Here is a 14,059-nt window from a genome sequence, read left to right on the forward strand (position 1 = left end):
AGCCTACGCTCGGCTCAGAGCAACCCTTCGCGCTTCACCGCCAGGTAGCGCTCCACCAGCGCGCCGGGCAGGGCGTCGGCGGTCACGTCCAGCACCATCACCTTCTCGCTGCGCAGTGCCTCGTGCGCCTTCGCGCGCTGCTGCAGGTACAGCGCGGCGGCACCGGCCTGGGTGGCGTCTTCCAGGGTCTGCACGTCACCCTCCAGCGCGCCATCCAGCTCGCGCTCGCGCAGGCTGGCCACGCATACCAGGTGGCGCCGCTGCAGCAGGCGCACCGCCGCCAGCAGGTCTTCGATGTCCTCGTCGCGCACATTGCTGACCAGCATCACCAGCGCACGCCGGCGCTGGCGCAGCGATACTTCGGTGGCCGCAGCCAGGTAGTCGGTGGCCACCGCGCGCGGCTGCAGGTCGTAGCTGGCGCGCAGCAGGTGCTCGACCGTGCCCATGCCGCGCTGTGGTGCTACCCAGCGGCGTTCGCCCCCGGCAGCGTACAGGCCGGCGGCATCACCCTGGCGCAGCGCCAGGTAGGCCACCACCAGCGAGGCATTCAAGGCATGGTCGAAGTGCGAGAGTCCGCCTTCGCTGGCCAGCATGCGTCGGCCACTGTCGAGCATCAGCAGCAACTGCTGGTTCTTCTCGTCCTGGTACTCGCGCGAGATCAGCTTGCGCGCACGTGCGGTGGCCTTCCAGTCCAGCTGGCGCAGGCTGTCGCCGATGCGGTACTCGCGCATCTGGTGGAAGTCGGTGCCTTCGCCACGGCGGCGCTTCACGTGCGCACCGACCAGCCGCGAGGCCTGGTCGGCACTGAACAATGCGAAGCGGGTGAGCGGCACGAAGTTCGGATAGACCCGCACCTCCAGCGCCGGCGGCAGCGTGCGTTGCTGCCACCACAGGCGCCACGGCGAGCGCATGCGCAGGTGCACCCCCTCGAAGCGGAAGTGCCCACGCTGCAGCGGCTGCAGGTGGTAGTGCAGGGTGGACGCCGTACCGGCCTGCAGGCTCACGCGCTGCGGCAGCGCTTCCAGCGGCCAGCCGCCGGGCACCAGGTCGAACACCTGCACCGTCATCGATTGCTCGGCCTGCACACGCAACGCCGCCTCGCGGCGCACGCCCAGTGCCAGCGCTTCGGGCAGCTCGCGCTGCACCTGCGGCGACGGACGCCGCCACTGCCGCCACAGGTCCCACAGGGCGGGCAACGCGATGGCCACGGCCGCCAGTGCCCAGCTCCAGCGCGGCAGCCATCCGCCCAGCACCAGCCCGCCCAGAGCGGCCCAGGCCAGCAGCAGCGCCAGCAGCAGCGGAGCCGGCCTCATCGGCGCGGCGCTTCCACCTTGGCCAGCAGTGCACCCAGCACATCGTCGGCGTCCTGGCCTTCGATCTGCAGTTCCGGGGCCAGCGCGATGCGGTGCCGCAGCGCCGGGCGGGCGATGTCGCGCACGTCGTCCGGCGTGACGAAGTCGCGGCCGGCCAGCACCGCCTGTGCGCGCGAGGCACGCACCAGCGCGATGCTGCCGCGCGGACCGGCGCCGACGGCGATGCCCGGCCACTGCCGGGTGGCGGCGACGATGCGCACCGCGTAGTCGATCACCTCGTCATCGACGGTGATCGCCGCAGTGGCACGCTGCAGTTCCAGCAGCTCGCCGGCACCGAGCACACGCGGCACCTGGCTCAGGTCGAAATCGCTGGCAGCGCGGCCGCTGGTGATCGCGGTCACCATGCGCTTCTCGTCCTCCAGCTGGGGGTAGTCGATCAGCACCTTCAGCAGGAAGCGGTCCAGCTGTGCTTCCGGCAGCGGGTAGGTGCCTTCCTGCTCCAGCGGGTTCTGCGTGGCCAGCGCCATGAAGGGCGGCGCCAGGGTGAAGGCCTTGCCCTCAATGGTCACCTGGCCTTCCTGCATTACTTCCAGCAGGGCCGACTGGGTCTTGGCCGGGGCACGGTTGATCTCGTCGGCCAGCAGCAGGTTGGTGAACACCGGGCCGCGGCGGATCTTGAAGCTCTCGCTCTTCGGGTCGTACACCGCGTGGCCACTGACGTCGCTGGGCATCAGGTCGGGGGTGAACTGCACGCGCCCGTAGTCCAGCTCCAGGGCCTGTGCCAGTGCACGCACCAGCAGGGTCTTGCCCAGCCCGGGCACGCCCTCGATCAGCACGTGGCCACCGGCCAGCAGCGCCACCAGGATCTGGTCCAGTACATCGGCCTGGCCGATGAAGGCGTGTCCAACGGCGGTGCGGATGGCATCGACGCGTTCGATCAGGCGGGCGTTGGCGGCCGCCGGCAGCTCGGGGACTTCGGTCATAGCAGGGATCTCATCTGGAGCAGCAAGCGGATACGCTCGCGCAGGGCGGAGGAATCGTGCGGCGGAGGTGGCGTCAGTGCGGCGGCAACACGGCCTTGCGGCCACTTCAGCAGTTCGGCGATGGCCTGTTCGCGTGGCGCACCATCCAGTGCGGCAGCCACCGGTGCGCGCAGGCGCAGGCGGTGCACGAACAGGGCGAGAACGGCCTCGTACAGGCGCGTACCGTGGCCGAAACGCAGCAGCAATTCACCACTGGCGTGCACGTGTTCCAGCAGCGAACGGCGTTCCAGTACCGGTGACGGCAGCAGGCTGCCGAAGCGTTGCGAGCGGGCCCACAACCAGCCCAGCAGGGCCAGCAGCAGCGGCGCCCACAGCGGCCAGCCCTGGTAGAACAGGCGCGACCACAGCGACGGTGGACGGCTGGCATAGATCAGCCAGACCGCACCCTTGCCGTAGTTCGGATCGAGCAGATAGCGGGTCAGGTCGCGGTGAGCCTTGTCGTGCAGGCCATCGCTGGCACCGCCGGCGGCCGCGGCCAGGCGCGCGGCAGGCGAGTCGACATCACCGCGCAGGAACTCCATGTCCGCCAGCACGCTCACTTTGCCCTGGCCATGGCGCAGGCGCGCGAACACCAGGTCACGGTCACCGCCCCAGCGGCGTTCGGCCTGCGCATTGGCGGCAAAACCCAGGGTGAAGCGGCGGCCAGCACAGAATTCAACGTGGCCAGGATCGTCGTCGACATGGAACGGCTGGCAATCGCTGCGCTGGAACAGGCTGTCCACGCCCAGCCGGTCCAGCAGGGGGCCCTGCGTGCTGCCGGCATCGTCCTCGACCGGCGGCGGTGTACGTACAAGCAGGTGGCCGCCACGGTCGACCCAGTCCAGCAGCGCGCTGGCAACGGGCGCCGGCAGTTCGCTGCTGTCCTGCAGCACCACCACCGTGTCGTGCGGACCCAGCGCCATCTGCTGCAGGTCCAGCCGCGGCCGCGAGTGCACGGCGATGCCATCAGCGCGCAGGGCCTGGCCGAGCACGTACAGCGGGTTGTAGGCCGCCTCGCCCCGTGGCGGCAGCCGGATGGTCTCGGTTACCCGCTCGTGCGTGCGCAGGTAGAGGATCGCCAGCGGTACGCCGAGCAGCACCAATGCACCGAGCAGCAGCGACCAGAACAGGCGCGGACTCATGCCTGCCACCCGTACTGCTGGCGCAGGGCATCGGCCATCGCATCGAAATCGGCGCGGCTGGGCAGGCGGCCACCGTAGGCGGCGTACTGCCACATGCGCACGATGCGCGCGAACAGGTCACGGTCGCTGGCCTCGGGCATGCGCCGCGACGCGCGCAGGCATTGCGCTTCGGTGGCACCGGGTGGAAGCGCGATACCGCTGCGCTCGCCCACCGTGCGCACGCTGGCGCGGTACAGAAGGGCCAGCGCCTGCCGCGGCCGGCCCTGGTCCCAGAGCAGGCCGGCCTGGGTGGCCACGTCCGGCGGCAGCACCACCGGCAACTCCACCTGTTCCTCCACCACCGGCGGTGCGGCCTCGGCCTTGCGTCGGCCGCTGCCCCGCAGCCACGGCAGCCACAGCCGTGCGGTCAGCAGCAGCACCAGCAGCAGGACGCCGAGCAGCCCCCACAGGCCCCATTCGGCCAGCCGCGCCAGCCAGGCGATGCCGTCCTTGCGTGCTTTGCGTTCACCGTTGCTGTTGGTGTCACGCTGCAGCTGCTTGTCTTCCTTCTTCTCTTCCTCGGCCTGTTCGATCGGCTTCCAGCGGGTGACCTGGCGGGTCGGGCGCTGCAGCGGGTCTTCATAGGCGCGGTTCACTGCCTGACGGAAACCGGCGGTGTCCACCGGCGTACCGCCGAAGATCGTTGCCGGGGTGTTGGCCGGGTCGATGGTCGGTGCTCCGTCGCTTTCCTCGGCGTCGATGCCACGGTCGTTGGGCTTGCCCATGGTTCGTTCGGGCTCGGCGTCTGTGTCCTGCGCATGCACCGGTGCGGGGACCAGCGGCAGTGCCAGGCACAGCAGCAGGGCCAGCGTCGATGCCGCCGGCAGCAGCCGCTCGCGCAGGCGGCGCAGGGCGATCTCCACATCCCAGGCTTCCATCTGCGTGCGCCGGTTCAAGTACAGGCCAAAGCCCGCACCGACGAAGAACGGGCCGATCAGCACCGAGGCCAGCCAGCACGCCAGGTTGAAGCCCAGCCGTGCCCATGCGGGTGTGTCCTGGCCGATCATGTCCCATGCGGCGCGCCATGATTCGGACATCAGCTCCAGTGGCATGAACATGAACACCGCGCCGATCGCGCCGGATACCAGTACCACTTCGAAGGCCATGCAGCTCACGGTCAGCACCAGTGCCGCGCCTGCAGCCCCGGCGACCACCGCACGGCGGCGTGGGCCGCGCTGGTCTGGTGTGTTGCCTTCCAGCAGGTTCACCGGCAGGCACAGGCTGCGCAGTACGCTGAAGCGGCGCCAACCCAGGTAGCCCCAGAAGCCGCTGTTGCCCCAGTGACGTTGCGCACGCAGCGCGGCCAGCGTGCCGACTGGTTCACCGAAGATGCCGCGCGACAGCACATACAGCGGCGCACGTTCGAACAGCGGTTTGCACCACCACATCGCCAGCCAGGCCCAGCCGAAGGCATCCAGCCACCAGCCCAGCGCGTTGAAGACCACGAACAGCGGTGCACTGGCCAGCAGCCAGCTGCCCCACAGCGCGCGCGCGTGACGGCGGGACAGCGCGGTGCCCAGCTCCATCGCTTCCCAGCCACTGCGGGCACGCAGCGCCACGTCCAGGTGGTCAATGCGCATGGCCAGCTCCACGTCCGCCGCGCCACAGCCACAGCAGCACGCCGGCCCACAACACACCGGCCACGCTGAACTTGCCCCATGCAGGTACTTCGGCGATCGATGACCAGAAGGCTTCGATGAAGGCGGCCACCAACAGCATGAAGGCGACGCCGAGGCACAGCCGCGCGCCGATGCGGCCGCCGTCGACCAGTGCATCCAGGCGGCTGCGCCGGCCCGGTGCCAGCAGCTTCATGCCCAGCTGCAGGCCGGCACCGCCAGCGATCACGATCGCAGTCAGCTCGAAGGCGCCGTGGCCGACCACGAAGCGCCAGAACGGGTCGCCATGGCCGATGTGCTGCAGGTGGCCTGCCACTGAACCGATGATCACGCCGTTGAACAGCAGCACCAGCAGCGTGCCCAGCCCGGCCAGCAGCCCGCTGGCGAAGGCGCGCAGGGCGATGCTGATGTTGTTCATGATGTAGTGGCCGAACATCATCCAGTCGGTGCCGCTGTCACGCCCCAGGCGCTCGGCGGCGGGATCGTACATGCGCTCCATTTCTGCGATCTGGCGGTTGTCCATCAGCATGTGGATCAGGTCCGGATAGACCTGCACCAGCACGAAGCAGGCCACCGCCGGCAGCGCGAACATCGCCAGCGCCGCCCACATGCTGCGCGCCTGGCTGCGCACCAGCAGCGGAAAATCGGCCACCAGGAACTCCAGGGCACGCCGCCAGCGCGTTGGCGGCGTGCGGTACAGCACGCTGTGGCCCTGCTGCATCAGCTGCTGCAGGCGTTGCACCAGCTGCGGGCTGTAGCCGCGCTCGCGGGCCAGCGCCAGCTGCTGGCACAGCCGCCGGTAGCGCTGCGGGAAGGTAGTGTCGTCCAGTGCCAGGCCGCTGGCCTTGCGGCGCGTGCGGCGTGAGGCGCCGGCACGCAGCAGCAGCCACTGCTCCAGATCCTGCCATTCCTGCTGGTAGCGGGCGACGAACTGCTCCTGTTTCATCGCCGCCCCAGCAGCCAGTTGGCCATCGCATACAGGCGCAACACGCCGACCTGGCCGTGGGTGCCGGTCAGTGGCTCGGCAATACCGGCCAGCTCCTGCTGGCGCGCCGCCGACAAGCGTGGCGCGCGCTCGGCGAAGGCCATCAGCGCGGCCTGTTCCTCTGGTCGCAGGGGCTGCGGCGGGGCCAGCACGCTGCCGATGGTCGGCGGCGGTGGCAGGTACAGCGCGGGTGCATGCACCACCACAGTGCCTGCCACCAGGTCGCCCAGACGGCGGCCATGCGGATCGAACAGGCTGCTGATCAGGCCCAGCGCATAGCCGAAGGGCAGCATGTCCACCGTGCGCAGCAGGTTGCGGGTGATCGCCGCCATCCAGCCTGCCGGCGCGCCATCGCGGGACAGCACGCGCAGCCCCAGCGCACGCTTGCCCAGGGTGCGTCCCCACATTGCTTCGCAGACGATCGGGTAGGCCCAGTAGACCAGGAACATCAGCACCAGGTAGAGGCCGGAACCGAACTGGTCCAGCAGTGCCAGCGGAATCGACATCAGCACCAGTGCCGCGATGCGCACGCCGAGATCGACCAGCCAGGCCATCGCCCTCGGTACCGGGCCGGCTGCAGGCAACTGCAGCGGCACACCCTCCGGCGTTACCACCTCGCGGTAGGTATCGAGCATCGGTGCGGCCATCAGCGTGATGGCCTTCGTCGTGGGCGCCGGAGTCCTCTCCGGCAGGCAGCCACAGGCATGGGGGTCTCGACAGGTCCTGGTCGGGCCCAGACTTTAGCAGAGCCGCATGGCGGCGTTGGGCGCTCAGCCCAGGTATTCGTCCTTCAGCCGCACGTAGTGGTCGGCCGAGTAATGCAGCGCCTCGATTTCCTTGTCGCTCAGCGTGCGTGCCGGGCGTGCCGGGTTGCCCACCCACAGCTCGCCTTCGCCGACCACCTTGCCCGGGCCGACCACGGCACCGGCGCCGACGAAGCCATGGCGCTCGACCCGCGCGCCGTCGAGGATGCAGGCACCCATGCCGATCAGGCTGTAATCACCGATGGTGCAGGCGTGGATGATGCAGCCGTGGCCGACGGTCACGCCTTCGCCGATCAGGGTCGGGTAGCCGGCCTTGTTGTAGGGGCTGTGGTGGCTGACGTGGATGATGGTGCCGTCCTGCACGTTGGTGCGTGCGCCGATGCGCACGTAGTTGACGTCACCGCGGATGATCGTGCCCGGCCACACCGAGACGTCCTCGCCCAGCTCCACGTCACCGATGATCGTGCACGACGGGTCGATGTACACGCGCTCGCCGAGGACGGGCATCTTGTCGCGGAAGGGGCGCAGCGGGTTCATCGATGTCTCCGGAAATCAGGGCGTCCGCGACGATGATACCCGCTCGGCCAATGGCGACCCCGCCACCCGCAACTGCCGGAATGCCTCATGCATCCGTGTCGACCAAGGTCGACACCTGCCAGAACGGATCGCGCGCCGCATTGGTGGATGGCATCCACCGATCCCGCGTTACGCCACGCGGCCGCGGCGTGCACGCTCCAGGTGCACCAGCAGCAGCGAGATTGCCGCGGGGGTCATGCCCGGAATGCGCTGCGCCTGGCCGATGGTCTGCGGGCGCACGCGCTCCAGCTTCTGCAGCGCTTCGGCCGACAGCCCGCGCACCGCCGCGTAATCGAAGGCTTCGGCGATCGGCGTGGCTTCATGCCGCTGCTGGCGCTCGATCTCCTCGCGCTGGCGGTCCAGGTAGCCGGCGTACTTCACGCCGATCTCCACCTGCTCGGCCACCTTGGCGTCGGCCACCGCCGGGCCCAGCGACGGCACCTGCATAAGCTGCGCGTAGTCCAGCTCGGGGCGCTTGATCAGGTCCAGCACGCTGGTCTCGCGGCTGACCGCCACACCCAGCGTGTCCTGCACTTCGCGGCCCAGCGCATTGGCCGGGGTTGCCCACAGCGCGCCCAAGCGTGCGCGTTCGGCAGCAACAGCGGCCTGCTTGGTCTCGAACGCGTTCCAGCGGCGGTCATCCACCAGGCCCATCTCGCGGCCGGCCGGCGTCAGGCGCTGGTCGGCATTGTCCTCGCGCAGCTGCAGGCGGTACTCGGCGCGGCTGGTGAACATGCGGTAGGGCTCGTTGGTACCGTGAGTGATCAGGTCATCCACCAGCACGCCCAGGTACGCCTCGTCGCGGCGCGGGCACCAGCCGTCCAGCCCGCGCACCTGGCGTGCAGCGTTGAGGCCGGCCAACAGGCCTTGCGCGGCGGCTTCTTCATAGCCGGTGGTGCCGTTGATCTGGCCGGCGAAGAACAGGCCGTTGACCAGCTTGGTTTCCAGCGAAGCCTTCAACCCGCGTGGATCAAAGAAGTCGTACTCGATCGCGTAGCCCGGGCGGGTGATATGCGCGTTGCCGAAACCGCGGATGCTGCGCACCATCTCCAGCTGCACGTCGAACGGCAGCGAGGTGGAGATGCCGTTGGGGTAGATCTCGACGATGCCCAGGCCTTCGGGTTCGACGAAGATCTGGTGGCTGGCCTTCTCGGCAAAGCGCACCACCTTGTCCTCGATGGACGGGCAGTAGCGCGGGCCGATGCCCTCGATCTGGCCGCTGTACAGCGGTGAGCGGTGCAGCGCGTCGCGGATGATCTGGTGGGTCTGTTCGGTGGTGTGGGTGATCCAGCAGCTGACCTGCTGCGGATGCTCGTCCACCGAACCGAGGAAGGACATCACCGGGCGCGGCGAGTCGCCGGGCTGCTCATCCATCACGCTGTAGTCCAGCGAGCGGCCGTCGATGCGCGGCGGCGTGCCGGTCTTCAGGCGGTCCACCTGGAACGGGCGCTCGCGCAGGCGCGCGGCCAGCGTGGTGGCCGGCGGGTCGCCCATGCGGCCGGCGGCGTACTGGGTCGGGCCGACATGGATCTTGCCGGCCAGGAAGGTGCCGGCGGTCAGCACCACGGCCTCGGCGTCGAAGCGCAGGCCGGTCTGGGTGATGACCCCGCGCACGGCATCGCCTTCGATGACCAGGTCATCGACGGCCGCCTGGAACACGGTCAGGTTGGCCTGGCCTTCGACGATGGCGCGGATCGCCATGCGGTACAGGTTGCGGTCGGCCTGGCAGCGGGTGGCGCGCACGGCCGGGCCCTTGGAGGCGTTGAGGGTGCGCCACTGGATGCCGGCGCGGTCGGCGGCATGCGCCATCGCACCGCCGAGCGCGTCGATTTCCTTGACCAGGTGGCCCTTGCCGATGCCGCCGATGGCCGGGTTGCAGCTCATCGCACCCACGGTTTCGATGTTGTGGGTCAGCAGCAGGGTGCGCACGCCGGTGCGGGCCGCGGCCAGCGCGGCTTCGGTGCCGGCGTGGCCACCGCCGATGACGATGACGTCGTAACGATGGAAGGACGGGTTCATGGGGGCTGTTCAGCTTGGGGCAGGCGCGGCCGGGGGCGGCGCCGGGGTGGCGATTTTAGCGCCATTCGGGGTCCGGACGCCGGCGCCGGCCAGTTGGCGGCGAAATCGGCCCTAAAGTTGGCAGGATTTTTGCAGATAACCCAATAGCACCCATCGTGGCTGGCGCCGTAGGCGCCCGTGACCGGAATTGGAACAGGGGCCGGTACAGGCGCACGGTGGGGGAGCAGAGGGCCGGCAGTCGGGGGACTGTCCGGCCCTGTTTTTTTGGGGCTGTCGGGAAGGCGCCATCCACGCATGGCGTGGATCTACTGAAGCTGGGGCTTTCGCCGGTTGGCGACCTGACAAAACAAACGGCCCCGCATTGCGGGGCCGTCTGCCTTCAGAGGTGCCGACATCCGACAGGGCCGGAACAGGGGGGATCCAGATGTTCCTGTCGGATATCGACGTAGAGCTTTTTGCGGCGGCCCGTGTCGTTTTTGTCACTTTGTGACGTGGGCCGTCACTGTCCGCGTAGAGTGCGGCTTGGACCGTGTGAAATGCAAGACGGTTCAGCGCTCAACTGTGCGCTGCGTCGCACGATCCATGTTGCGCCAGGGGGAACCGTTCATCCTCGGCGCACTCGGTGCCGGTGCCGGACGGGCCTGGGGCGCCGGCGGCTGTGCGTTCGACTGCGGCGGGCGGCGCATCGAGTCCATGTTCCGCCACGGCGAACCACCGTTGTACGACGGTCGCGACGGCGGCGGCGGACGGTGCTCGCCACCATTGCCCGGGCGCGGCGGCGGGCGATGGTTGTGCGGCGGGCGGTAGATCGGGCGCGAGTAATACGGGTTGCCGTAGCCGCCGTAGTAGCCGCCATAGCCACCGTAGTAGGGGCCGTAGTTGTAGGGATAGCCGGCCGGGTAGCGGTACTCCACCGACGGCGCACCGTGGTAGTAGCTGCCGCTGCGGCCGCCGCCGACATAGTCGTAGGTGGTGCAGCCGGTCAGGGCCAGCAACAGGCCACCGGCAAGCATCAGGCGCATTTTCATGGTGGGTCCCCCCAGAGGACGGGTGTGCAGTCAGCTTCGGGCGCCAGCGTTGAATCGGCCCTTAATTCTGCCGGCCAGGATGAATGGAGGCGTAGGCCTGCATGCTGGCATGACCTGCGCCCCGGTCGCCAGCGCGAAGCCATACGTTAATCTTGCGTCATGAGCGATTCACTGTTGCCCCGCGCCGATGACGTCCTGCTTGCTGCGGCGAGGATTGCCCCGCATGCCAGCGTGACCCCGGTACTGCGCTCGCGCATGCTTGATGCGCTGGCCGGCGCGCAACTCGCGTTCAAGGCCGAGCACCTGCAGCGCGGCGGCGCATTCAAGTTCCGTGGTGCCTGCAACGCGGTGTGGGCGCTGGAGGCCGATCGCGCCAGTGCAGGCGTGGTCACGCACTCCTCCGGCAACCACGGCGCCGCCTTGGCGCTGGCCGCGCGCACGCGTGGCATTCCCTGTCACGTGGTGGTGCCGGAAGGCGCGGTGGCGGCCAAGCTGGCCAACATCGCGCGCCATGGCGCCACCCTCTGGCGCTGCCCGCCGACCACCGCCGATCGTGAGGCCGCCTGCGCCAAAGTGCAGGCCGATACCGGCGCGACTCTCGTCCATCCATACACCGACCCGGCGGTGATGGCGGGGCAGGGCACCGCCGCGCTGGAGCTGCTGCACAGCGACGGCCCGTTCGACGTGCTGGTCGTGCCGGTCGGCGGCGGTGGCCTGGCCAGCGGCACCGCGCTGGCCCTGCAGCACGCCAGCCCGCAGACCCGCCTGGTGCTGGCCGAGCCAGCCGGAGCCGACGATACCGCGCGCTCGCTGGCCGCTGGCGAGCGCCAGGGCGCGTTCGCCCCGGACACGATCTGCGATGGACTGCGTACCCTGATCGGCGCGCCGAATTTCGAACTGCTGCGCGCGGCAGGTGCCGAGGTGATCGTGGTTGATGACACCGCGACGATGGCGGCGATGCGCCTGCTGTGGGAGGTGCTCAAGCAGGTGGTCGAGCCGTCGTCGGCCACCGTGCTCGCTGCCGTGCTGGCACAGCCACAGCGCTTCGCCGGCCTGCGCGTGGGCCTGGTGCTGTCTGGTGGCAATGTCGACCTGCCTGCGCTGCGCTGGGGCGCGCCATGAGCCGCGACCGGCACCGGCCCCGCACCGGCCTGCTGGGCTGGCTGTGGCGGCTGTTCGTGCTGCTGGTGGTCTGGCTGCTGGGCGTGACCGCCTGGATCGTCTGGGTGGGTGAGCGCGACCAGGCCGCCAAGGCCGACGCCATCATCGTGCTCGGTGCGGCGGCCTATGACGCCAAGCCGTCACCGGTGTTCGAAGAACGCATCCGTCATGGCCTGGATCTCTATGAAGCCCAGTACGCGCCACTGCTGATCTTCACCGGCGGCTACGGTGGCACCGGTGCGCGCTTCTCCGAATCGCAGGTGGCGCGGCGCTATGCGCTGAAGCATGGCGTGCCGGACGATGCGATCCTGATCGAGACCGCGTCGCGCAACACCGTGCAGAACCTGGTCGAAGCCAAGCGACTGATGGACCAGCGCGACCTGCACCGGGTGATCATCGTCAGCGACCCGCTGCACATGGCGCGCGCGCTGCGACTGAGCAAGGCACTGGGCATTGATGCGCTGGCCTCGTCCACGCCCAGCACGCGCTTCCGCAGCTTCCACACCAGCTGGCGTTTCCTGGTGCAGGAGATCTACTTCTTCCACCGTGATCTGGTGCGCCCGCCGCTGAGTTCGCCGGCCAATACCTGAGCGGCTGCCGCGCCGCTGCGCTCGCCGGGCATGGCCCGGCGCTACCATGGGTGCACCCGGCGCGGCCCCTATCGCGCGCCCGGTAGCGCCGGGCCATGCCCGGCGGCTTTCGATCAGGTCTGCTTGCGCCGGATCGGAATCGCCGACACCGGCACCGAGGCCACGTCATGCCCGCCTTCGCGGATTGGTGCGCCGGGGTCCGGTGCCCAGGCATGGGCATAGATCACTTCCCAGCTGCTGGGCAGCTTGCCGTCGGCGCGCCGCATCGGTTCATACGCCGCTGCCGCCGCCGCGAAACGGCTACGCCCGGTCAGTGTGTGGCGGCGGTCCACCCGCGCGTTGGTCGCGCCCATCGCGCGCAGTTCGCGCATCAACGAGGGCAGGTCGTCGTAGGTCAGGGTGAACAGATCGCGGTCCAGCACCGGGTCGCGGAAGCCCGCCATCATCAACGCATCGCCGAACTGGGCGATCTGTGCAAAGCGGCTCACGTGCGGGCGGTCATCGGCGGCCGCGAAGGCTTCGTTGAGTTCGATCAGGGTTTCCGGGCCGAAGGTGGAACACAGCAGCAGGCCACCGGGCTTGAGCACGCGACGGAAGCCTGCGAACACCGCCGGCAGGTCGTCCACCCACTGCAGGCACAGGTTGCTGAAGATCACATCCACGCTGTTGTCCGCCAACGGCAATGCGGCGGCGTCGCCGCACAGGCGCTGGAACGGCTTCCACCAGCCGGCCTGGCGCTTGGCCTGGTCCAGCATCGGCAGCGCCACGTCCAGCGCGATCACCTGCGCCTTCGGCCAGCGCTTCTTCATCAACGCACTTGCATGGCCGGTGCCGGCACCGATGTCCAGCACCACCTCGGGCTTGCGTGCCTCCAGGTAGTCCAGCGATTCGATCAGCCGCGACTGCACCTCGCGCTGCAGGGCGGCAGCGGCGTCATAGCTGCTGGCGGCACGCGCGAACGCGCGGCGGACATGGCGGGCATCGAAGTGGGACGGCATTGCGAAAGTCTCTTAGAACGTACCGGGGTAGGCGCCGCCGTCGATCAGCAGGTTCTGTCCGGTGAGGTAACCGGCCTGTGCACTGCACAGGAAGGCGCAGGCGGCGCCGAATTCGTCAGGCGTGCCGAAGCGGCCGGCGGGAATCTGCTGGCGGCGGCGTTCGGCGACTTCGCCGGCATCGCCGTCCTTGCCCGCACTGTGGGCGAAGTTGGCGCGCAGGCGGTCGGTGTCGAACTGGCCGGGCAGCAGGTTGTTGATGGTGACGTTGTGGGCCACGGTGCGGCGCGACAGGCCGGCGACGAAACCGGTCAGGCCACTGCGCGCGCCGTTGGACAACGCCAGGATGTCGATCGGGGCTTTCACCGCCGACGAGGTGATGTTGACGATGCGGCCGAAGCCGCGCTCGATCATCGCGTCGACGGTGGCGCGGATCAGCGCGATCGGCGCCAGCATGTTGGCGTCCAGCGCGGCAATCCAGTCGTCGCGTTCGAAATTGCGGAAATCACCGGGCGGCGGACCACCGGCATTGTTGACCAGGATGTCCACCTGCGGGCAGGCGGCCAGCGCCGCAGTGCGGCCGGCCTCGGTGGTGACGTCGGCGGCGACCGCGCGCACCTCACCGGCACCGGGCAGGGCGCTCAGCCCTGCGGCGGCAACCTGCAGTGCCTCCTCGCCACGAGCCACGATCACCACGTTGACGCCCTCGCGCACCAGCGCACGCGCGCAGCCCAGGCCCAGCCCCTTGCTTGCGCCGCAGACCAGTGCCCAGCGGCCGTTGATACCCAGATCCATGCGTCAATCCTGCG

At 69.3% G+C, this 14,059-nt stretch carries 13 protein-coding genes; 2 read left to right on the plus strand and 11 right to left on the minus strand.

All coding sequences use genetic code 11. From position 1 onward, the window contains the following. Positions 1–14: 14 nt before the first annotated feature. The 9 genes from VG543_RS06875 to VG543_RS06915 all read right to left on the minus strand — a co-directional run bounded on the left by VG543_RS06875 (position 15) and on the right by VG543_RS06915 (position 10,504). Complete coding sequence (locus VG543_RS06875) at positions 15–1,313, minus strand: DUF58 domain-containing protein (RefSeq protein WP_329842358.1); 1,299 nt, start codon at positions 1,311–1,313, stop codon at positions 15–17. Beyond that, complete coding sequence (locus VG543_RS06880) at positions 1,310–2,296, minus strand: AAA family ATPase (RefSeq protein WP_014648782.1); 987 nt, start codon at positions 2,294–2,296, stop codon at positions 1,310–1,312. Before VG543_RS06880 ends, VG543_RS06875 begins: the two co-directional genes overlap by 4 nt. Beyond that, positions 2,293–3,477: a DUF4350 domain-containing protein gene (locus VG543_RS06885; RefSeq protein WP_423178337.1), complete on the minus strand. Its 1,185-nt coding sequence runs from the start codon at positions 3,475–3,477 to the stop codon at positions 2,293–2,295. The genes VG543_RS06880 and VG543_RS06885 overlap by 4 nt, the downstream gene beginning before the upstream one ends. Beyond that, on the minus strand, positions 3,474–5,096 hold the full coding sequence (locus tag VG543_RS06890) for a DUF4129 domain-containing protein (protein WP_423178336.1): 1,623 nt from the start codon (positions 5,094–5,096) through the stop codon (positions 3,474–3,476). The genes VG543_RS06885 and VG543_RS06890 overlap by 4 nt, the downstream gene beginning before the upstream one ends. Beyond that, positions 5,086–6,078, minus strand: a complete 993-nt coding sequence (locus VG543_RS06895) for a stage II sporulation protein M (protein WP_021203337.1) — start codon at positions 6,076–6,078, stop codon at positions 5,086–5,088. The genes VG543_RS06890 and VG543_RS06895 overlap by 11 nt, the downstream gene beginning before the upstream one ends. Continuing rightward, positions 6,075–6,764, minus strand: coding sequence for an RDD family protein (locus VG543_RS06900; RefSeq protein ID WP_423178335.1), 690 nt, complete (start codon positions 6,762–6,764; stop codon positions 6,075–6,077). The genes VG543_RS06895 and VG543_RS06900 overlap by 4 nt, the downstream gene beginning before the upstream one ends. Positions 6,765–6,887: 123 nt before the next feature. Next, positions 6,888–7,418: a gamma carbonic anhydrase family protein gene (locus tag VG543_RS06905; RefSeq protein ID WP_019661650.1), complete on the minus strand. Its 531-nt coding sequence runs from the start codon at positions 7,416–7,418 to the stop codon at positions 6,888–6,890. A gap of 168 nt (positions 7,419–7,586) precedes the next feature. Beyond that, entirely contained in the window at positions 7,587–9,476 is a 1,890-nt protein-coding gene (mnmG, locus tag VG543_RS06910; RefSeq protein ID WP_021203344.1) for a tRNA uridine-5-carboxymethylaminomethyl(34) synthesis enzyme MnmG, read from the minus strand. Between the two features lie 548 nt (positions 9,477–10,024). After that, complete coding sequence (locus VG543_RS06915; protein ID WP_019661648.1) at positions 10,025–10,504, minus strand: hypothetical protein; 480 nt, start codon at positions 10,502–10,504, stop codon at positions 10,025–10,027. 159 nt (positions 10,505–10,663) lie between these two features. Between VG543_RS06915 and VG543_RS06920 the strand changes: the two genes are divergently transcribed. Both VG543_RS06920 and VG543_RS06925 read left to right on the plus strand, forming a co-directional pair. Continuing rightward, complete coding sequence (locus tag VG543_RS06920; RefSeq protein WP_019661647.1) at positions 10,664–11,626, plus strand: pyridoxal-phosphate dependent enzyme; 963 nt, start codon at positions 10,664–10,666, stop codon at positions 11,624–11,626. Continuing rightward, positions 11,611–12,255 (plus strand): YdcF family protein, encoded by a 645-nt coding sequence (locus VG543_RS06925; protein ID WP_058979308.1) that lies wholly within the window; start codon positions 11,611–11,613, stop codon positions 12,253–12,255. Before VG543_RS06920 ends, VG543_RS06925 begins: the two co-directional genes overlap by 16 nt. 113 nt (positions 12,256–12,368) lie before the next feature. Here the strand turns inward: VG543_RS06925 and bioC are convergent, their stop codons facing one another. Both bioC and VG543_RS06935 read right to left on the minus strand, forming a co-directional pair. After that, a complete protein-coding gene (bioC, locus tag VG543_RS06930) occupies positions 12,369–13,253 on the minus strand; it encodes a malonyl-ACP O-methyltransferase BioC (protein WP_010482174.1) in 885 nt (294 codons plus the stop codon). A gap of 12 nt (positions 13,254–13,265) precedes the next feature. Further along, positions 13,266–14,045: an SDR family oxidoreductase gene (locus VG543_RS06935; RefSeq protein ID WP_423178334.1), complete on the minus strand. Its 780-nt coding sequence runs from the start codon at positions 14,043–14,045 to the stop codon at positions 13,266–13,268. Between the last annotated feature and the right edge of the window lie 14 nt (positions 14,046–14,059).

Origin of the sequence: Stenotrophomonas sp. CASM101, assembly GCF_049384845.1 — a bacterium.
Lineage (GTDB): Bacteria > Pseudomonadota > Gammaproteobacteria > Xanthomonadales > Xanthomonadaceae > Stenotrophomonas > Stenotrophomonas hibiscicola.